The sequence below is a fragment of the Nonomuraea sp. PA05 genome (assembly GCF_008086045.1).
GTDB classification, from domain to species: Bacteria; Actinomycetota; Actinomycetes; order Streptosporangiales; family Streptosporangiaceae; genus Nonomuraea; species Nonomuraea monospora.
Map to the genome: position 1 here is coordinate 101,656 of NZ_VSEY01000002.1, position 18,538 is coordinate 120,193.

Below are 18,538 nucleotides of genomic sequence, written 5' to 3' on the forward strand. Positions count from 1 at the left end.
CATATTCCGGACGGGTTACTTTCTCTTTTCGTCACCCCCGCAACCCTTGGCAACACACCTCCCGGACACCTATGGTTCAGTGCAATGCCACACATTACTGGGAAGGTTCATGACGTCTAAGCAGGTCAAGCCGCTGTCCGGCGCCGTGCGTACGTCCGCCGGGGCCGTGCGGCCGCTTGCGGGGGTACGCATCACCGGCGGTCTGCTGCACCACTGGCAGCGCCGGAACGGCACGGCCACGATCCCGCACACCATCGAGCAGCTCCGCGCGGCGGGCAACGTCGCCAACCTGAGCCGCCTCCTGGAGCAGGACCCGGCGCCGTACCGGGGCCGCTACCCGTTCCTGGACACCGACCTGTACAAGACCCTGGAGGGGCTGGCCTACGAGCTGGGCGACGGCCGCGCGGGGGAGCCCGTACGGGAGTTCTTCGACGAGGTCGTCGGCCTCCTCGAACGGGTCCAGGCCGAGGACGGCTACCTCAACTCCTTCTTCCAGGACCCGGCCGCCACGAAGAAGCCGTGGGAGGACCTGTCCTGGGGGCACGAGCTGTACAACCTGGGCCACCTCATCCAGGCCGCCGTCGCCGCGGCCCGCCGGATGGGCGACGAGCGGCTGCTGCGGGTGGCCGAGCGGTTCGCGGACCTGGTGGTGGAGCGGTTCGCGCACGACGGGGTGTGCGGCCATCCCGAGGTGGAGATGGCGCTGGTCGAGCTGTACAGGGAGACGGGGCTGCGCGCCTACCTCGACCTGGCCGCCGCGTTCGTGGACCGGCGCGGCAAGGGGCAGCTCAAGCACAGCATCTTCCCCGGCGACTACTTCCAGGACCACCTGCCCTTCCGCGAGCTGCCGTCGGTGACGGGGCACGCGGTGCGGATGGCGTACCTGGCGGCCGGCGCGGCCGACGTCTACCTGGAGACGGGCGACCGGTCGCTGTTCGAGGCGCTGGAGCGGCTGTGGGACGACATGGTCGCCACGAAGCTGTACGTCACGGGCGGGCTCGGCAGCCGCCACTCCGACGAGGCGATCGGCGACCGGTACGAGCTGCCGTCCGAGCGCGCCTACACCGAGACCTGCGCGGCCATCGCCGTCATGCAGTGGGGCTGGCGGATGTTCCTGGCCACGGGCGGCGCCGGCTACCTCGACGTGTTCGAGCGGGTGCTCTACAACGCCTACGCGGTTGGCCTGTCGGCGGACGGCAAGGCGTTCTTCTACGACAACCCGCTGCAGCGCCGTCCCGACCACGAGCAGCGCAGCGGCGCGGAAGCCGGCGGCGAGCCGCTGCGCCGCGCCTGGTTCACCTGCCCGTGCTGCCCGCCGAACATCGTGCGCTGGATGGCGCAGCTCGCCGACTACGTGGCGGCCGAGCGGGACGGCGCGCTGCTGATCGCCTCCTACGCCGCCGCCCGCGTCGAGGGCACCGAGCTGGGTCTGGCGATGGAGACGGCCTACCCGTGGGACGGCGACGTGCGGCTCACGGTCGAGCGCGCGCCCGGCGGGCCGTACAGGCTGGTCCTGCGCGTTCCGGGCTGGGCGCGCGGCGCGAGCGTGACCGTCAACGGCGAGGCCTGGCAGGCCGCGCCGCACGACGGGTGGCTGACCGTCGAGCGCCACTGGCAGGCCGGCGACGAGGTACGGCTCACGCTGCCGATGCCGGTACGGGCGCACGGCTCGCACCCCTACCTGGACGCCACCAGGGGCGCGGCCAGCCTGGCCCGCGGCCCGCTGGTCTACTGCGTGGAGCAGCAGGACAGCCCGGACGCCGCCGTGGACGACCTGGTGATCGGCGTACCGGAAATTGTTAACGCGAACATCGAGCGGCGGGACGACGCCGTGGTGCTGACCCTCACCGCCGCCGCCGCTCCCCCGCCCTCCACCGAGCTCTACCCCGAGCTCCCGCTGGAGGAGGCACCTCTGGAGACGACGGTCACGGCAGCCTTCGTCCCCTACTTCCTCTGGGGCAACCGCGGCCCCGAAGCCATGCGGGTCTGGGTCAGGACCCCCGACGCAACCAATGGAAAGAAGGCGAAATGAGGAGATCGGCGGCGCTCGCGAGCGTCACGATGACCGCCGTGCTGGCGCTCTCGGCGTGCGGCGGAGGCGGCGGGGCGGCGCCCCAGGCACAAGGCGGCGGCACCGGCTCGTCGGCGGCCCCGGCGACGGGCGGCACGGTGCGCATCCTGGCCAACGCGGACTTCTCCCACCTGGACCCGGTACGCGGCTTCGACGGCGGTGTGAACAACTTCTACCGGCTCATCTACCGGGGGCTGACGACGTTCGGCGCGGGGCCGGGCGCGGAGGGCACGAAGATCGTCGCCGACCTGGCGACCGACACGGGCACGCCGTCCAACGACGCCAAGACGTGGACGTTCACGCTGAAGGACAACATCTTCTTCGAGGACGGCACGCCGATCACCAGCGAGGCGGTGAAGTTCGGCTTCTCGCGCGCCTTCGACCCGGAGGCGGGCATCGGCTCGCCGTACGGCAAGCTGCTGCTCGACGCGCCCAAGGACTACAAGGGGCCGTACCTGTCGGGCGACCTCGACACGATCGAGACGCCGGACGCCAAGACGGTCGTGATCCACCTGAAGAAGTCGTTCGCCGACTTCCCGAGCGCGCTGGCGCTGTCGAACTTCACGCCGTTCCCCAAGGGCACCGGGGCGGGGGCCGCGTTCGACAGCAAGCCGATCGCGAGCGGGCCGTACAAGGTGGCGAGCTACCAGCGCAACGCGTCGCTGAAGCTGGAGCGCAACCCGCAGTGGAAGCAGGAGACCGACACCGTGCGCACGGCCAAGCCGGACGCGTTCGAGTGGACGTTCGGCCTGGACCCGGCCACGATCGACGAGCGCATGCTGGCCGGGCAGGGCACCGACGCCGACGCGCTCGGCCAGAGCATCCAGGCGGCGACCGTGGCCCGGGTGCAGACGCCGCAGATCAAGGCGCGCACGCTGTCCGGGCTCAACGGCTGCACCACCTACATGGGCCTGAACACCACCAAGAAGTACCTGAGCGACGTGCGGGTGCGCCAGGCGATCAACTACGCGATCGACAAGGACACCATCGTGGCCGCGATGGGCGGGTCGCTGCTGGCGCAGAAGGGCACCTCGATCCAGCCGCCGACGGTCGCCGGACGGGTGGACTACGACCCGTACCCGCACAACGTGGAGCAGGCCAAGAAGCTGCTGGCCGACGCGGGCCTGTCGGGCGGCTTCTCGCTGACCCTGGACACGCGGGCGCAGCCGAAGATGGCGGCGGTCTCGGTCGCCGTCCAGGAGGCGCTCAAGCAGGTGGGCATCGACGTCAAGATCAACAACATCGACACCTCGACGTACTACGAGGTCATCGGCACCCCGGCGAAGCAGAACGACATGGCCGTGACCGGCTGGTGCCCCGACTGGGCCTCCGGCGCGACGTTCCTGCCGCCGCTGTTCGACGGCCGCAACATCACCACCAAGGGCAACTCCAACCTGGCCCAGATCAACGACAAGGCCGTCAACGCCAAGATCGACGAGATCGCCGCGATGACCGACGTCGAGCAGGCCAACGCGGCCTACGGCGAGCTGGACAAGCAGATCATGGAGCTGGCCCCGGTGGTGCCGCTGGCCTACGAGAAGCTGATCCTGGTCAACGGCGCGAACATCGCGGGCGCCTACCAGTCCAACTCCTACTCCGGCGGTGTCGACCTGGTCTCCGTCGGACTGGCGAAGCCGACGAAGTAGATGACCGTCGCAGCGCATCCAGAGCAGGTGGCGGGCGCCGTGCCCGCCACCTCGGGCCGGCGCGTCACCCGCGTGCTGCTGCGTGACCGGGGCGCCGTGATCAGCGGCGCCTACCTCGCGCTGATCGTGCTGATGGCCATCGGCGCGCCGCTGATCAGCGCGATCACCGGGCACGGCCCCAACGACTTCGACACGGCCGCGGTCAACACCGACCTGGGCGGGGTGCCCTACGGGTCGCTCGGCGGCATCAGCTCCGAGCACCTGCTGGGCGTCGAGCCGCAGAACGGCCGCGACATCCTGGCGCGCGTCGCCTACGGCGCCCGCGTCTCCCTGATCATCGCGCTTTCGGCCACGGCCCTCACCACGCTGCTGGGCGTGGTGCTGGGCATGCTCGCCGGGTTCTACCAGGGCTGGGTCGACCAGGTGATCTGCCGGGTGATGGACTTCCTCATGGCCTTCCCCGCGCTCATCTTCATGATCGCGATCCTGTCCGCGCTGCCCCAGGGCAACCGGCCGGTGCTGCTGGTCCTGGTGATCAGCGTGTTCGGCTGGCCGTACCTGGCGCGGGTGGTGCGCGGGCAGACGCTCACGCTGGTCAACCGGGAGTTCGTGGAGGCCGCGCGGGCCTCCGGCGCCTCCACGCGGCAGCTCGTGTTCAAGGAGATCCTGCCGAACCTGCGCAGCTCCCTGATCGTGATGACGACCCTGGCCGTGCCCGGCTACGTCGGGACCGAGGCGGGGCTGTCGTTCCTGGGCGTCGGCGTCACGCCGCCCACCCCGTCGTGGGGACAGATGATCTCCAGTTCCGTCGGCTGGTACGCCGTGGACCCGATGTACTTCGTCATCCCCGGCGCGTTCCTGTTCCTGACAGTGCTGTCGCTGACGGTGCTGGGCGACAGGATCAGGGCCGCCGTGGACGCCGGGGAGGCCTCATGATGGCACGGTACGTGGCCGGACGCCTGGCCGGCGTGGTGGTCATCCTGTTCCTGGTGTGCCTGTTCACGTTCGTCCTGTTCTTCACCCTCCAGCCGGACCCGGCGGTGATGATCTGCGGGAAGACGTGCACGCCGGAGCGCATCGACCAGATCCGCGACGTGCTGGGGCTCAACCAGCCGTTCCTCGCGCAGTTCTTCGGCTTCCTCGGCGGCATCTTCGCCGGGCGCGACTACGGCCAGGGCGCCAACCTCGTGCACTGCGCGGCGCCGTGCCTGGGCTACAGCTTCCAGACCAACCAGTCCGTGATGGACATGGTCGTGGAACGCCTGCCGGTCAGCGCCACGGTCGCGATCGGCGCGGCCGTGCTGTGGCTGCTCGTCGGGATCCTCGCCGGGCTGCTCAGCGCGGTCAAGGAGGGCACGTGGTGGGACCGCACCGCGATGGGCCTGGCCCTGGGCGGCTCCAGCATCCCCAACTACGTGCTGGCGCTGGCCCTGCAGTACGTGCTCGTCGTGCAACTCCAGGTGCTGCCGTTCCCGCAGGCCGTGGCGTTCTCCGACGACCCGGTGGTGTGGTTCCAGTCGTACCTGATGCCGTGGATCGTGCTGGCCACCGGCTACGCCTGCCTGTACGCCCGGCTCACCCGCGCCAACGTGATCGACACCCTGGCGGAGAACTTCATGCGCACGGCCAGGTCCAAGGGTCTCAGCCCGGCGCTGACCATGCGCAGGCACGCGCTGCGCCCGGCGCTGACGCCGATCGCGACGATCTTCGGCATGGACTTCGCCGCGCTGCTCGGCGGCGCGCTGATCACCGAGACCGTGTTCGGGCTGAACGGGGTCGGCAAGATGGCCGCCGACTCGATCGCCAAGAACGACCAGCCGGTCATCATGGCGGTCACGCTGCTGGCGGCGTTCTTCGTGGTGATCGGCAACGTGGTGGTGGACCTCGTCTACACGAGGCTGGACCCGAGAGTGAGGATAACGACGCCATGAGCGAGTTGCTTGTCGTGGAGGACCTCACCGTCACCTTCCCGACCTCGCGCGGCCCGGTGGACGTCGTCAAGGGCGTGTCGTTCACGGTCGGCAGGGACGAGACGGTCGGCATCGTCGGCGAGTCGGGCTCCGGCAAGTCGATGACCAGCCTGGCCATCATGGGCCTGCTGCCCAAGGGGGCGCAGACCAGGGGAAGCGTCCGGCTGAACGGCACGGAGCTGCTCGGCCGTCCCGACCGGGAGCTGCGCAGGCTCCGGGGCGAGCAGATGTCGATGATCTTCCAGGACCCGCTGTCGTCGCTGAACCCGTACTACACGGTGGGCCTGCAGATCGAGGAGATGTACCGCGCGCACCGCGGCGGCTCCCGCAAGGCCGCGCGCGCTATCGCCGTCGAGGCGCTCGGGCACGTCGGCCTGCCCGAGCCGGAGCGGCGCGTCGACTACTACCCGCACCAGTTCTCCGGCGGGCAGCGGCAGCGCGTCATGATCGCGATGGCGCTGGTGTGCCAGCCCGCGCTGCTGATCGCCGACGAGCCGACCACCGCCCTGGACGTGACCGTGCAGGCGCAGATCCTGCGCCTGCTGGCCACGCTGCAGCGGGAGAGCGGCACCGGGATGGTGTTCATCACCCACGACCTGGCCGTGATCAGCTCGATCGCGACCCGCGTGCTGGTGATGCGGCGCGGCGAGCAGCTCGAGTACGGCACCGCCGAGCAGATCTTCGCCGAACCCGGGCACGACTACACCCGGATGTTGCTGGAGAGCATCCCGCGCATCGACGATGAGGTGGTCCTATGACGTTGCTGCGCGCCGAGAGCCTCACCAAGCGGTTCGTCTCGCGCGGGCCGCTGGGCGCCAGGAGCGAGTTCGCCGCCGTGGACCAGGTCAGCTTCGAGGTGCGGCTGGGCGAGACGCTGGCCGTCGTCGGCGAGTCCGGCAGCGGCAAGTCCACCACCGCCCGTATGATCGCCAAGCTGATGGACCCGACCGGGGGCACCCTGGAGTTCGAGGGCGAGGACGTCACGCACGCCAAGGGCGCGGCGCTGTCCCGCTTCCGCTCGAACGTGCAGGTCGTCTTCCAGGACCCGTTCTCCTCGCTCAACCCCCGCCACACCGTGGAGCGCATCCTCATGGCGCCGCTCGTCTACCAGGGCATCGCGCCCAAGGGCAGCCGCCGCGAGCACGCCAAGGAGCTGATGGAGCGGGTCGGGCTCAACCCCGACCACTCGCTGCGCTACCCCGCGCAGTTCTCCGGCGGGCAGGCCCAGCGCATCGGCATCGCCCGCGCGCTGGCCGTCAACCCCAGGCTGGTGATCTGCGACGAGGCCGTCTCCGCGCTGGACGTGTCGGTGCAGGCGCAGGTCATCGAGCTGCTGCGACGGCTGCAGCAGGAGAGCGGCTTCAGCTACGTGTTCATCGCCCACGACCTGGCCGTGGTGCGGCAGATCGCGCACCGGGTCGCGGTCATGAGCAAGGGCCGGATCGTCGAGCTCGGACCCGCCGACCAGGTGTTCGGCGACCCGCAGGACGAGTACACGCGCACGCTGCTGGCGGCCATCCCCCGGATCGACCCGGAGTGGGACCGCCGCAGGAGGGAGAGATCTTGATCACCGCGACGTACACGATCCCCGGGATGCGGGTACGCGACCACGCCGAGCGGGTGCCGCTCGACTGGTGCGACCCGGCGCGCGGGACGATCACGGTGTTCGCCCGCGAGCTGGTGGACCCGGCCCGCGACGGCGAGGACCTGCCGTGCCTGCTCTACCTCCAGGGCGGCCCCGGCGGCAAGGGGCCCCGGCCGGTCGGCACGTCCGGCTGGCTGGGGCGGGCGCTGGAGACGTACCGGGTGATCCTGCTCGACCAGCGCGGAACGGGCCGCAGCTCGCGCATCGACGGCAAGGTGATGGGCGCGCTCGGCGCCCGGGAGGGCGCCGAGTACCTGGCGCGCTTCCGCGCCGACTCGATCGTGGCCGACGCCGAGCACCTGCGCACCACCGTCTTCGGCGGGCGGCGCTGGTCCACGCTCGGGCAGAGCTACGGCGGCTTCCTGACGCTGACGTACCTGTCGAACGCGCCCGAAGGGCTCAGCGCCTGCTACGTGGCGGGCGGCCTGCCGTCGCTCGACCCCGACGCCGCCGAGGTCTACCGGCGTACGTATCCGCGGACCGCGGCCAAGAACGCCGAGTTCTACCGCCGCTACCCGCACCACGCCGAGACGACGGCGCGGCTGGCCGACCGGCTCGCCGAGGGCGACGTGCTGCTGCCCGACGGCGACACGCTGACCGTGCGGCGGCTGCAGTCGCTGGGCATCGACTTCGGCATGAAGCCCGGCTACGAGCGCATGCACTGGCTGCTGGACGAATCGGATGATCTACCCGAGACGTTCCTGCACCAGGTGCTGGCCCGCTCCTCCTACGCCGACAACCCCCTGTTCGCCGCGCTGCAGGAGAGCATCTACGGGCACGGCGCCGGCGCGACCGCGTGGGCGGCGCAGCGCGAGCGCGCCCGCCACCCCGCCTTCGCCGAGGACGCCAGGCCGCTGCTGTTCACCGGCGAGATGATCTACCCCTGGATGTTCGAGGAGATCCGCGCCCTGCGCCCCTTCCGCGACGCCGTCGGCCTGCTCGCCGAGCGGGACGACTGGCCGCCGCTGTACGACCTGGACCGGCTGGCCGCCAACGACGTGCCCGTGGCCGCCGCCGTCTACTACGACGACATGTACGTCGACTCCGGCCTGCAACTCGACACCGCCTCCCGGGTGGGCAACACGCAGGCCTGGGTCACCAACGAGTACGAGCACGACGGCATCGGCGAGGAACGTGTCTTCGCCCGCCTGACCGGGCTCGTCCGCGACCTCGGAGGAGGACTGACCGATGGGTGACGGCAAACTGCCCAAACTGATCGACATCCCCGCGTTCACCCAGTACATCGCCCAGGGCTGGGACTCCCCCGCCCGCACGCCCGACCTGGTCCCCGGCGCGGCCGAGGCCGCCGCCGCCCACCGGGCCAGGCTCGCCGAGGCGCTGCCCGGCAGGACCGTCGTGGTGAAGGCCGGCCACGCGCCGACCCGCAGCAACGACACCGCCTACGACTTCCGGGTGGACAGCGACTTCTACTGGCTGACCGGCTGCGCGGTGGAGCACGCGGTCGCCGTCGTCCGCGACGGCGCGGCCACCCTGTACCTGCCGCCGCCCGCCCGGCCCGGCGAGACCGGCTTCTTCGCCGACGCCGCCTACGGCGAGCTGTGGGTCGGCCCTTCGCCGTCGCTCGCCGAATGGTCGGCCGCGCTCGGCGCCGAGGTGCTGCCCCTGGCCGACTTCACCGACCCGGGCGACTCCCCTGACAACGCGGGCCAGGTGCTCGCCGAACTGCGCATGATCAAGGACGAGTGGGAGGTCGGGCAGCTCCGCGAGGCCGTGGACCGCACGGTCGAGGGCTTCGCCGCCGTGCTGGCCGAGATCCCCGCCGCCGTGGCGGGCGGCGGCGAACGGTGGCTGCAGGGCACCTTCGACCGGTACGCCAGGACGCACGGCAACGGCCCCGGCTACGCCTCCATCGTCGGCGGCGGCCCGCACGCCCCCACCCTGCACTGGGTGCGCTGCGACGGCCCCGTCCGCGAGGGCGAGGTGCTGCTGCTCGACATGGGCGTGGAGACCCGCTCCCACTACACCGCCGACGTCACCCGCACCTTCCCCGTCTCCGGCGCCTTCACCCCCGCCCAGCGGCAGGTGCACGACCTGGTCGAACGGGCCCACCGCGCCGGGATCGCCCAGGTGACGCCGGGCCGGCCGTTCACCGCGTTCCACCACGCCGCCATGGAGGTCATCGCCGGCGGCCTGCACGACTGGGGGCTGCTGCCCGTCTCGGTGGACGAGGCCCTGTCGGACACCGGCCAGCACCACCGCCGCTACCTGATCTGCGGCATCGGCCACCACCTCGGCCTCGACGTGCACGACTGCGCGCGCTCCCGCCCCGAGGCCTACCACGGCGCCGGCATGACGCCCGGCATGGTGCTGACCGTCGAGCCCGGGCTGTACTTCCACGCGCACGACCGCACGGTGCCGCCCGAACTGCGCGGCATCGGCGTGCGCATCGAGGACGACCTGCTCGTGACGGCGGACGGCGCCGAGAACCTGTCCGCCGCGCTGCCCCTCGACGCGAGCGGGCTGGAGAACTGGATCAAGGAGAAGAACGTATGACCGCCCCCGTGTGGCACGGCGTCCACGTCGCCACCGCGCTGCCCTTCCACGACGACCTCACCGTCGACTACGACGCCTACGCCGAGCACGTGCGCTTCCTCGCCGACGGCGGCTGCGACGGCGTGTGCCCCAACGGCTCGCTCGGCGAGTACCAGACCCTCACCGACGAGGAACGCGCCCGCGTCGTGCGCACCGCCGTCGAGGCCGCGCCCGACGGCTTCCACGTCATGCCCGGCGTGGCCGCCTACGGGTCCGCCGAGTCGCGGCGCTGGGCCGAACAGGCCGCCGAGGCGGGCGCGTCGTCCGTGCTCCTCCTCCCCCCGAACGCCTACCGCGCCGACCGCCGCGCCGTCGTCGCCCACTACCGCGAGGTGGCCAAGGCGGGGCTGCCGGTCGTCGCCTACAACAACCCGATCGACACCAAAGTCGACCTGACCCCCTCCCTGCTGGCCGAACTGCACCAGGAAGGGCTCATCGTGGGGGTGAAGGAGTTCACCGGGGACGTGCGCAGGGCGTACGAGATCGCCGAACTCGCACCGGGGCTCGACCTGCTCGTCGGGTCGGACGATGTGCTGCTGGAACTGGGCATCGCCGGGGCCGTCGGGTGGATCGCCGGGTACCCGAACATGATCCCCCGGGCCACCGTGGAGCTGTACCACCTGGCGGTGGCGGGGGACGTGGCCAAGGCGCTGCCCGTCTACCGGGACCTGCATCCGCTGCTGCGGTGGGACTCCAAGACCGAGTTCGTGCAGTCGATCAAGTTGTCGATGGATCTGGCGGGGCTCAAGGGGGGTGCTTGCCGGCCGCCGCGGCTCGCGCTCGCGCCGGAGATGGCTGAACGGATCACTCGGGACACTGAGGCTGTGCTGGCCAAGGGCTACCGCTGACCTGACCGGCCCTGCGCGCCGCGCCACGCACGAGACACCGCCGGCGCGGCACCGCCCGCTCAGCAGGGCACGCACGGCAAGGCATGCACGGCGCTGCGCAGCACGCACGGCACGGCACGGCACGCGCAGCTCGGCGCGGGGCGGGCACGGCGCGGGGCGGGGCGGGCGGGTCAGCCGGTGCTGTACCGGGCGTGGGTGGCGGCGGCTGTCAGGGCCGCCGCCCGCGCCGCCTCCGTCGGGGTGAACGCCAGCTCGGGCCGCCGCACGAGCAACGCCCGATCGGGGTTCACCGAGATCACCATGGTCGTGTTGAGCTCGGCCCCCTCGTCCACGGTGTCGCCGGGCCGCCGCCACTCGACGTCCGAGACCCGCAGCAACTCGGCCATCGCCTCGGGCAGCCGATCCGGGTCGTCGCTGACGCGCTGCGCCAGCACCAGCGCCTGCACGCCGGGGTCGGTGAGGTCCTTCACCCGGGCGGGCACGATCACCACGTCCTGCCCACCGGCCTCCCCCAGCGCCGCGGCCAGCACGTCGAGCCCTAGGTCACGTGGCGCCTCGATGACGAACTCGTCGAGCGCGTCGCACCCGGCGGGCGTGATGGCGCTGCTGCCGGTCGGCGCGATGTGCAGCGCCAGGATGTTGCACCGCAGCCGCCCGAACGCCCCGGCGACGGTGGCGAGCCTCCCCGGCCGTTCCACCACCCGCATCCGGATCCGCCACAACGCCATCGGCCCGCCGGCGCCGTCCTCGACGGGCAGCGCCGCCGTGTCACGCGCCCTCCCGCCGTCCCCGGAACGAGACCCGAACCACTCACCCGACCGTGAGCCCTGCCCGAACCACCCCTCCCGCCCGGAACCACCTCCGGAGAGCCCGGAACCACCTCCGGAGAGGCCGGAACCACGTCCGGAGGGGCCGGAACCACGTCCAGAACGGCCGGAACCACGTCCAGAACGGCCGGAATCGCGTGCGGACGGGGCGGGGCGGTGGCCGAGTCGCTTGTGGATCGCGGTGCCGGCGATCAACGCCACTCCCAGCCCCACCAGAACGGCGGGCCCGGGTTCCTGGTGCCCGAGCAGGGTCGCGAGCAGGTGCGCCAGGCCGACCGCGAGGAACAGCGCGGCAAGCTCGACCAGCTCCCGCCCCCACGAACGGCCGCCTCCGGTACGCGCGTCAGTCACTTTCGGTGCATCGCTCATGACGTCAAGTCTGCGTGGACCGTGTTACATGATCACGGCTCCGGTGATTGCGGCGGCATTAAACCGCCTTCACCACCCGGCCGGAATCTGCCGCCGTTTTACCGGCGGTTGTCCTGCGCCGATCAGGAGACCTTGGCGTCGGTCCGCTCATCGCCGCTCTCCCGCCGCACGTCGAGCAAGGTGAGAGTTCCAGCCGTCCCCCGGCAGGAGGCAGTTGAGCACCTTCGTCAGGTAGCCGTGGGAGACTGCCCCGGTCGTGAAGTCCAGGAGTGGAGTCCGTTTCCCCGTGCGTATCAGCGTCGCCGCCGTCGTCGTCCCGCTCGTGCTCTGCCTGACCGCCTGCGGCCCCGGACCGCTTCCCCCGCAGGCGACGACGCCGCCCGCCACCACGCCGGCGCCCGAGGCGACCCCTGCCCTGGCCGGTCCCGGGACCGTGTGCGGCGAGGTCAAGGCGGCGGACGGTTCGCCGGCGGCCGTCGCCGTGGAGCGGGGCCGCGCCGGCTGCGCCGAGGCCCAGCGCGTCCTGCGCGCCTACTACCGGCCGCGGACCGCCAAGCAGGGCACGGCCGGGATCGCCACCGTCGCGGGCTGGGAGTGCGCGAGCAACACCGCCGCCGAGGCCATGCGGACCGGCAGGCTGACCTCGTGCCGCAAGGGCACCGCCACGATCGTGGCCGACGTCATCCCTTAGCGCTCAAGGCCCCGCCGCAACGCGCGACGGGGCCTCAGCCAGGGGAGCCGGTCAGGGGAGCCGGTCAGGGGAGCCGGTCAGCCGGAGCGGCCGATCAGCCGGAGCGTGATCGCGTACTCGTAGTGCTTGCTGGAGTTGCCGTTGACGTCTCCCTGGACGATGTCCTCGTCCTCCACGAAGTAGCCCGGATCGAGCCCGGAGCACTGGGTGGCCGAGGCGTAGGCGGAGCCGAGGTTGTAGCCGTCGTTGACGTAGGGCGGGGTGACCTCGCGCAGGCTGACGGCCAGGTCGCCGTCGTCCACTTCGAGCAGCGCCACCGGGTCACCGAAGTCACCGGGGCTCAGGGTGTCGCCGTTCCTGGCGTTGACGTAGCCGTTGTTGGGGAACAGGTTCCCCCCGATCTTGACGCGAAGCTCGTCCTTGCCGTCCTTCTCGCTGACGTCGTAGGCGACGATCTCGACGATCTCCACTTCACAGCTCTCGACGTCGGCGGCGGCCGGGCCGGCGAACACGGTCCCCGGCACGACGAGGCCTGCCGCGAGGACGAGGACGGCGATCAGCTTGCGAGAGTGCATGCTTTCTGCTCCTTCGATGTCCGAACGTTTCGCGCCTTTCGCGAAACGCGGCATCAGGGTGCGGACGGCATCGTGAGCGCATCGTTAGTGCGCAGGTCGAAAGCCATTCTTGCCGGACGCGGGAGGCTGGTGCGCCGGGCGGCCGGTCGTGAACGGCGAATGAATTCTGTCGTACGTTCGCCTTCACACCCGCGCGACCCCCGTCACCGCCATCCCATAATCCCAGTCATAGGGGTCATTTCATGAAACGGGGTTCAATGAAGCGGTGGATCGGCGTCATTCTGGCGGCGGTTCTGGCCGGGGTGGCGGTGGTCGCGATCGTCACCGGCAATCAGGGGGACGACGGGCCCGGGGTGGCCGTGGTGCGGGGGGTCATCGGGTCGGAGAAGAAGCCGTTCTTCGACGATCCGCGCGTCCAGGCGGCCTTCGCCAAGCACGGGCTGCGCGTGGAGGTGGACACCGCCGGGTCCCGGCAGATCGTCACGGACGTGGACCTGAGCCGGTACGCCTTCGCCTTCCCCTCCAGCGTGCCGGCTGCCGAGCGGATCAAGCGCGACCGCAAGGCCACGATCACGTACTCGCCGTTCTACTCGCCGATGGCGGTGGCCACGTTCGAGCCGATCGCGGAGCTGCTGGTGAAGGCCGGAGTGCTGAGCAATTCCGACAAAGGCCACCAAACCCTCGATATTAAGAAATATCTGGACCTAGTGGCTAAGGGTACCCGCTGGGATGAAATTCCGGATAATACGGCCTATAAGGCACGCAAGCGGGTGTTGCTGACGACGACCGACATCCGTACCTCCAACTCCGCCGCCATGTACCTGTCGGTGATCGGGTACGTGGCCAACGGCGAGGACGTCATCACCTCCGCCGGCCAGGTCGCCAAGATCGCGCCCGTCCTCGCCCCGGCCGTACTCGACCAGGGCTTCTCCGAGTCCACCAGCGAGGCCTCGTTCGACGACTACCTGGCGCTCGGCGCCGGCAAGACGCCGATGCTGGTCGTCTACGAGGCGCAGTACCTGGCGCACGTCTTCGCCGCGGACGGCGCGATCAAGCCGGGCATGCGCCTGGTCTACCCGTCGCCGACCGTGCTCAGCAAGCACACCCTCGTCCCCCTGTCGGGCAACGGCGGCCGGGTCGGCGAGCTGCTCACCAAGGATCCGGAGCTGCAGTCCCTGGCCGCCCAGTTCGGCTTCCGCACCACCGACCCGCAGGCGTTCGCCGGCCTCGTCGCCAGGACCAGGGCGCCGGCCGCCGCCGACCTGGTGGACGTCGTCGAGCCGCCCACGTACGAGCGGCTGGACGAGCTCATCACCACCATCGACGCCGCACGTCCCTGACAAGGAGATCCCGCACGTGTCCGATCTGGTGCTCACGCCGCCCGCTCCGGTCACCCCGGTACCGGCCGAGACGGCGGCCACCATGCTTCCCATGACCGGCGAGCGCGCCGCCGAGCTGACCGCCAAGGCGCGCGAGTTCGCCGGCGAGCTGGGCGGGATCGACCCGCGCTCGCCGGAGTTCTCCCGCAAGGTGCACGACATCTCCTCGATGGGCGACACCGAGATCAGGTCCGCCTCGCAGGTGGCCAACCGCATGCTGAAGCGGCCCGTCGCGGCCCTCGACGCGGCCCGGGGCGAGGGCGCCGACGCCCAGGGCAGGGTGGCGAGCGGCCTGGTGGCGCTGCGCCGCGCCGTCGTGGACCTGGACCCGAAGCAGGCGGCGAGCGGGCCGCGCAAGCTGCTGGGCCTCATCCCGTTCGGCGACCGGCTGCGCGACTACTTCGCCAAGTTCCACTCCGCGCAGAAGCACCTCGACGACATCATCCGCGCGCTCAAGTCCGGCCAGGACGAGCTGCTGCGCGACAACGCCGCCATCGAGGGCGAGAAGGCGAACCTGTGGGAGGCGATGACGCGGCTGCAGGAGTACGCGGTCATGGCCAAGGCGATGGACGCGGCCCTGGAGGAGCGCATCGTGGCGGCGGCCGACGAGGCGCAGGCGACGGCGCTGCGCTCGGACGCGCTGTTCGCCGTCCGCCAGAAACACCAGGACCTGCTCACCCAGCTCGCCGTCTCCGCCCAGGGCTACCTGGCACTCGACCTCGTCCGCAAGAACAACCTGGAGCTCAGCAAGGGCGTGGACCGCGCCACCACGACCACGGTCGCCGCGCTGCGCACGGCGGTGACGGTCGCGCAGGCGCTGGCGAACCAGAAGCTGGTGCTCGACCAGATCACCGCGCTGAACGCGACGACCAGCGACCTCATCCTGGCCACCAGCGAGATGCTGCGCACGCAGGCGGGCGCCATCCAGAACCAGGCCGCCTCGACGACCGTGGACCTGGACACGCTGCGCCAGGCGTTCGACAACGTCTACGCCACGATGGACCTGATCGACTCCTTCCGGGCCAAGGCCGTGGACAACATGGCGGTCACGGTGGACAGCCTGTCGTCGGAGCTGGAGCACGCCAGGACGTACCTGGACCGCGCCAGGGAGGCCACGGCATGAGCAGCCTCCGGCGATGCCCCGGCACCTCCCCGGGAGGCGGTCTCGCCCGGCGGCTGGCGGCGCTCGCCGCCTCCGCCGCCCTGCTCCTGACGGCCGCCTGCGCAGGTGACTCCACGGAGATCGCCGACGGCCCGGACGTGCTGCACGTCCTGGCAGGCAGCGAGATCAAGGACCTGGAGCCCCTCCTGGAACGGGCCGCGAGCGAGGCCGGCGTCCAGGTGAAGCTCACCTACACCGGCACCCTGGACGGCGCCGACCAGGTGGCGAGCGGCCGCGCCGACGGCAAGCTGGACGCCACCTGGTTCTCCTCCAACCGCTACCTGTCCCTGATCGACGGCGCCCAGGCCAAGCTGGCCACCCAGACCAAGATCATGGCTTCGCCGGTGGTGCTCGGCCTGAAGCCCGCCAAGGCCGCCGAGCTCGGCTGGAACGGCAAGCAGGTCACCTGGGCCGACATCGCCACGGCGGCCAGGGACGGCCGGTTCAGCTTCGGCATGACCAACCCCGCCTCCTCCAACTCCGGCTTCTCCGCCCTGGTCGGCGTGGCCGCCGCTCTGTCGGACGCCGACGGGGCGCTCACCGCCGAGCAGGTCGCGTCGGTGACGCCCAGGCTGAAGGACTTCTTCTCCGCGCAGCGGCTGACGGCAGGCTCGTCGGGCTGGCTGGCCGACGCCTACGCCCGCGACCCGGGCGTGGACGGCATGGTCAACTACGAGTCGGTGCTGCTGGGCGCCCGCGAGCCGCTCACGCTCGTCTACCCGGGCGACGGCGTGGTCAGCGCCGACTACCCGCTCACGCTGCTGGCCTCCGCCTCCGACGAGAAGAAGGCGCTGTACGGCAAGCTCACCGCGTGGCTGCGCACCCCGGCCGTGCAGAAGGAGATCATGACGGGCACGCACCGCCGGCCGATCGTGAGCGGCGTCCCGCAGGACGCCCGGTTCGGCGCCGCGCAGCTCATCGAGCTGCCCTTCCCCAACCGGCGCAGCACCGCCGACGAGCTGATCGCCACCTACCTCAACCAGGTGCGCGTCCCGGCGCAGGCCACGTTCGTGCTGGACACGTCCGGCTCGATGAAGGGCGGCAGGATCGACGCGCTGCGGCAGGCGCTGGTGGCGCTGACCGGCGCGGACGGCTCCGCCTCCGGCGCGTTCACCCGGTTCAGCAACCGCGAGACCGTGACGATGATCCCGTTCAGCGGCTCGCCCCGGCAGCCGGTGCCGTTCACCGTCCCCGAGCGGAACCCGGAGGCCGTGCTCGCCGAGATCAAGCGCTTCGCCGAGGGCCTGACCGCCAACGGCGGCACCGCGATCTACGACAGCCTCAGGGCCGCCTACGACCGCCCGGTCGAGGCGGGCCACTACGGCTCGATCGTGCTCATGACCGACGGCGAGAACACCGACGGCTCCGACTACGCCGACTTCGAGAGCCACTACCGGTCGCTGCCGGAGGACAGGCGGCGGGTGCCCGCGTTCGTGGTGCTGTTCGGCGACAGCGACGTGGAGGAGATGCGCCAGGTGGCGGAGCTGACCGGCGGCGCCGTGTTCGACGCCCGGGAGACGTCGCTGACCAGCGCGTTCAAGGAGATCCGTGGCTATCAGTGAGCGGGCGCTGCGGTACCTGGGCTCGACCAGGAACATCGTCGGCTCCTGCCTGGCGCTGCTCGGTTTGGTGGCCCACTTCCTGGGGGTGGCGGGCGCGTACTGGCCGGTCGTCGTGCTCGCCCTGTACGGGGCGGGCGCGCTGCTGGCCCCGCCCGACCGGGTCCGGCTGACGATCTCGCACGCCGAGGTGGAGACGCGGGCCCTGCGCGAGGACCTGGACGGGCTGCTGCGCCGCGTCGACCGGCGCTTCCCCGACGACGTGCGGGCCGCCGTGCGGGGGCTGGCCGAGGTGATCGGCGGCGTGCTGGCCAGGGCCGAGCAGCTCACCGCCTCCCCCGACCAGCTCCACGTGGTCTCGCAGACGATCCGCCGGTACCTGCCGGCCAGCCTGGAGGCGTACGCGAACCTGCCCCGCCGTTACGCCCTGACCCGGCGGGCGGGGCGGGAGCGCAGCGCGCACGAGGAGCTGCTGGAGCAGCTCGCCCTGCTCGACGCCCAGATGGGCAAGGTCGCCGAGGCGATCCATCGGGGCGACGAGCAGGCGCTGCGCGACCAGGGCCGGTTCCTGCGCGACCGGTTCGGCGGGTCGGAGCTGGATCTGGGTTAGCAGTTGCGGATGTGCCAGATCGGCGACCAGTCCACGCCGTGCTTGGCCGGATAGTCGGGCGTGAAGCGCGCCTTCTCCTCCAAGTATTGGCCGTAGAAGAACGACGTCACGTTGCCGGTCTGATTGTTCTTGTATTCGCCGTACCCTTCCCAGTGGGACAGCGCGTAGCGGTGGCAGGTGTAGAGGTCGAACGCTTTCCAATTACCCGTCGTGTTGTCCCAGACGGCCGCGCACAGGTTTCCGAGAGGGCAGTCCCACGGGTCGCCGGGATTGGCGTGGTACGTTCTCCGGGCGGCCGGCGAGATTCCCGGCGACACCGCGGCCGCGTTTCGCGCCTGCGCGCCCTCCGGCGCCGGCGGGAACGCCGCCGGGTCGGCGGGAGCCGCCGCCTGGGCCGCGCCCGAGGCGGCCATCGCGCAGGTCAGAGCCACGAACAACGCGGCGAGCAAGGCGCAGGCGCGCGCCGTCATGCGGTGCCAGGTGTTTCGGTGCATCGTGTGCATCGACGTTTCCTTCCATCCGATTTCTCCGGCCGGATTCGGTGATTCCGGCCCGGTGTGCTCGGCTTCAGACTGGGCCGGGAAGCGCATTCGAGGCATCGTGTTTCGGAGTGCGCCGAAACAGGGAGGCAGG

17 protein-coding genes are annotated in these 18,538 nt (G+C 71.2%); 14 read left to right on the plus strand and 3 right to left on the minus strand.

The genetic code is table 11. The features are described 5' to 3' along the window. Window positions 1–109 precede the first annotated feature (109 nt). Genes FXF51_RS03500 through FXF51_RS03540 form a run of 9 tightly spaced genes read left to right on the plus strand, consistent with a single transcriptional unit; the run spans window position 110 to window position 10,733 of the window. Entirely contained in the window at window positions 110–2,032 is a 1,923-nt protein-coding gene (locus FXF51_RS03500) for a glycoside hydrolase family 127 protein (protein WP_148432776.1), read from the plus strand. After that, on the plus strand, window positions 2,029–3,717 hold the full coding sequence (locus tag FXF51_RS03505) for an ABC transporter substrate-binding protein (RefSeq protein WP_148432777.1): 1,689 nt from the start codon (window positions 2,029–2,031) through the stop codon (window positions 3,715–3,717). The genes FXF51_RS03500 and FXF51_RS03505 overlap by 4 nt, the downstream gene beginning before the upstream one ends. After that, window positions 3,718–4,653 carry an ABC transporter permease gene (locus FXF51_RS03510; RefSeq protein ID WP_148432778.1) on the plus strand — a complete coding sequence of 312 codons (936 nt, stop codon included), beginning with the start codon at window positions 3,718–3,720 and terminating at the stop codon, window positions 4,651–4,653. Beyond that, window positions 4,650–5,648, plus strand: a complete 999-nt coding sequence (locus FXF51_RS03515; protein ID WP_262379267.1) for an ABC transporter permease — start codon at window positions 4,650–4,652, stop codon at window positions 5,646–5,648. The genes FXF51_RS03510 and FXF51_RS03515 overlap by 4 nt, the downstream gene beginning before the upstream one ends. Then, the gene (locus FXF51_RS62385) at window positions 5,645–6,445 is read left to right on the plus strand and encodes an ABC transporter ATP-binding protein (RefSeq protein ID WP_148432779.1); all 801 of its coding nucleotides are present in this window, start codon (window positions 5,645–5,647) and stop codon (window positions 6,443–6,445) included. Before FXF51_RS03515 ends, FXF51_RS62385 begins: the two co-directional genes overlap by 4 nt. Next, the gene (locus FXF51_RS62390) at window positions 6,442–7,254 is read left to right on the plus strand and encodes an ATP-binding cassette domain-containing protein (RefSeq protein WP_148432780.1); all 813 of its coding nucleotides are present in this window, start codon (window positions 6,442–6,444) and stop codon (window positions 7,252–7,254) included. The genes FXF51_RS62385 and FXF51_RS62390 overlap by 4 nt, the downstream gene beginning before the upstream one ends. After that, window positions 7,251–8,528, plus strand: coding sequence for an alpha/beta fold hydrolase (locus FXF51_RS03530; RefSeq protein WP_148432781.1), 1,278 nt, complete (start codon window positions 7,251–7,253; stop codon window positions 8,526–8,528). Before FXF51_RS62390 ends, FXF51_RS03530 begins: the two co-directional genes overlap by 4 nt. Next, window positions 8,521–9,846, plus strand: coding sequence for an aminopeptidase P family protein (locus FXF51_RS03535; protein WP_148432782.1), 1,326 nt, complete (start codon window positions 8,521–8,523; stop codon window positions 9,844–9,846). Before FXF51_RS03530 ends, FXF51_RS03535 begins: the two co-directional genes overlap by 8 nt. Beyond that, window positions 9,843–10,733 (plus strand): dihydrodipicolinate synthase family protein, encoded by an 891-nt coding sequence (locus FXF51_RS03540; RefSeq protein WP_148432783.1) that lies wholly within the window; start codon window positions 9,843–9,845, stop codon window positions 10,731–10,733. The genes FXF51_RS03535 and FXF51_RS03540 overlap by 4 nt, the downstream gene beginning before the upstream one ends. Before the next feature lie 170 nt (window positions 10,734–10,903). Here the strand turns inward: FXF51_RS03540 and FXF51_RS60465 are convergent, their stop codons facing one another. Next, complete coding sequence (locus FXF51_RS60465; RefSeq protein ID WP_187414157.1) at window positions 10,904–11,929, minus strand: hypothetical protein; 1,026 nt, start codon at window positions 11,927–11,929, stop codon at window positions 10,904–10,906. 286 nt (window positions 11,930–12,215) lie between these two features. On the opposite strand from FXF51_RS60465, the gene FXF51_RS03555 reads away from it, so the two are divergent. Continuing rightward, window positions 12,216–12,620 carry a hypothetical protein gene (locus FXF51_RS03555; protein ID WP_148432786.1) on the plus strand — a complete coding sequence of 135 codons (405 nt, stop codon included), beginning with the start codon at window positions 12,216–12,218 and terminating at the stop codon, window positions 12,618–12,620. Between the two features lie 77 nt (window positions 12,621–12,697). Here the strand turns inward: FXF51_RS03555 and FXF51_RS03560 are convergent, their stop codons facing one another. Further along, complete coding sequence (locus tag FXF51_RS03560; RefSeq protein ID WP_148432787.1) at window positions 12,698–13,195, minus strand: hypothetical protein; 498 nt, start codon at window positions 13,193–13,195, stop codon at window positions 12,698–12,700. A 242-nt stretch (window positions 13,196–13,437) separates the two neighbouring features. Here FXF51_RS03560 and FXF51_RS03565 point away from each other — a divergent pair, with 242 nt between their 5' ends. The 4 genes from FXF51_RS03565 to FXF51_RS03580 are packed head-to-tail and all read left to right on the plus strand — an operon-like array spanning window position 13,438 to window position 17,905. Continuing rightward, on the plus strand, window positions 13,438–14,535 hold the full coding sequence (locus tag FXF51_RS03565) for a hypothetical protein (RefSeq protein WP_262379269.1): 1,098 nt from the start codon (window positions 13,438–13,440) through the stop codon (window positions 14,533–14,535). 16 nt (window positions 14,536–14,551) lie between these two features. Further along, window positions 14,552–15,697, plus strand: a complete 1,146-nt coding sequence (locus FXF51_RS03570; RefSeq protein ID WP_148432788.1) for a toxic anion resistance protein — start codon at window positions 14,552–14,554, stop codon at window positions 15,695–15,697. Further along, a complete protein-coding gene (locus tag FXF51_RS03575) occupies window positions 15,694–17,298 on the plus strand; it encodes a vWA domain-containing protein (protein WP_148432789.1) in 1,605 nt (534 codons plus the stop codon). The genes FXF51_RS03570 and FXF51_RS03575 overlap by 4 nt, the downstream gene beginning before the upstream one ends. Beyond that, the gene (locus FXF51_RS03580; RefSeq protein WP_148432790.1) at window positions 17,285–17,905 is read left to right on the plus strand and encodes a hypothetical protein; all 621 of its coding nucleotides are present in this window, start codon (window positions 17,285–17,287) and stop codon (window positions 17,903–17,905) included. The genes FXF51_RS03575 and FXF51_RS03580 overlap by 14 nt, the downstream gene beginning before the upstream one ends. Here the strand turns inward: FXF51_RS03580 and FXF51_RS03585 are convergent. Beyond that, on the minus strand, window positions 17,902–18,495 hold the full coding sequence (locus FXF51_RS03585) for a hypothetical protein (protein ID WP_222871113.1): 594 nt from the start codon (window positions 18,493–18,495) through the stop codon (window positions 17,902–17,904). The genes FXF51_RS03580 and FXF51_RS03585 overlap by 4 nt on opposite strands. Window positions 18,496–18,538: the final 43 nt, after the last annotated feature.

What these genes read in the sequence shown, in the direction of transcription:
- FXF51_RS03535 (WP_148432782.1), top strand. Translation starts at nt 8,521, where the DNA reads ATGGGTGACGGCAAACTGCCCAAACTGATCGACATCCCCGCGTTCACC.
- FXF51_RS03565 (WP_262379269.1), top strand. Translation starts at nt 13,438, where the DNA reads ATGAAACGGGGTTCAATGAAGCGGTGGATCGGCGTCATTCTGGCGGCG.
- FXF51_RS03505 (WP_148432777.1), top strand. Translation starts at nt 2,029, where the DNA reads ATGAGGAGATCGGCGGCGCTCGCGAGCGTCACGATGACCGCCGTGCTG.
- FXF51_RS03540 (WP_148432783.1), top strand. Translation starts at nt 9,843, where the DNA reads ATGACCGCCCCCGTGTGGCACGGCGTCCACGTCGCCACCGCGCTGCCC.
- FXF51_RS62390 (WP_148432780.1), top strand. Translation starts at nt 6,442, where the DNA reads ATGACGTTGCTGCGCGCCGAGAGCCTCACCAAGCGGTTCGTCTCGCGC.
- FXF51_RS03510 (WP_148432778.1), top strand. Translation starts at nt 3,718, where the DNA reads ATGACCGTCGCAGCGCATCCAGAGCAGGTGGCGGGCGCCGTGCCCGCC.
- FXF51_RS03585 (WP_222871113.1), bottom strand. Translation starts at nt 18,495, where the DNA reads ATGCGCTTCCCGGCCCAGTCTGAAGCCGAGCACACCGGGCCGGAATCA.
- FXF51_RS03575 (WP_148432789.1), top strand. Translation starts at nt 15,694, where the DNA reads ATGAGCAGCCTCCGGCGATGCCCCGGCACCTCCCCGGGAGGCGGTCTC.
- FXF51_RS60465 (WP_187414157.1), bottom strand. Translation starts at nt 11,929, where the DNA reads ATGAGCGATGCACCGAAAGTGACTGACGCGCGTACCGGAGGCGGCCGT.
- FXF51_RS03500 (WP_148432776.1), top strand. Translation starts at nt 110, where the DNA reads ATGACGTCTAAGCAGGTCAAGCCGCTGTCCGGCGCCGTGCGTACGTCC.
- FXF51_RS03515 (WP_262379267.1), top strand. Translation starts at nt 4,650, where the DNA reads ATGATGGCACGGTACGTGGCCGGACGCCTGGCCGGCGTGGTGGTCATC.
- FXF51_RS62385 (WP_148432779.1), top strand. Translation starts at nt 5,645, where the DNA reads ATGAGCGAGTTGCTTGTCGTGGAGGACCTCACCGTCACCTTCCCGACC.
- FXF51_RS03560 (WP_148432787.1), bottom strand. Translation starts at nt 13,195, where the DNA reads ATGCACTCTCGCAAGCTGATCGCCGTCCTCGTCCTCGCGGCAGGCCTC.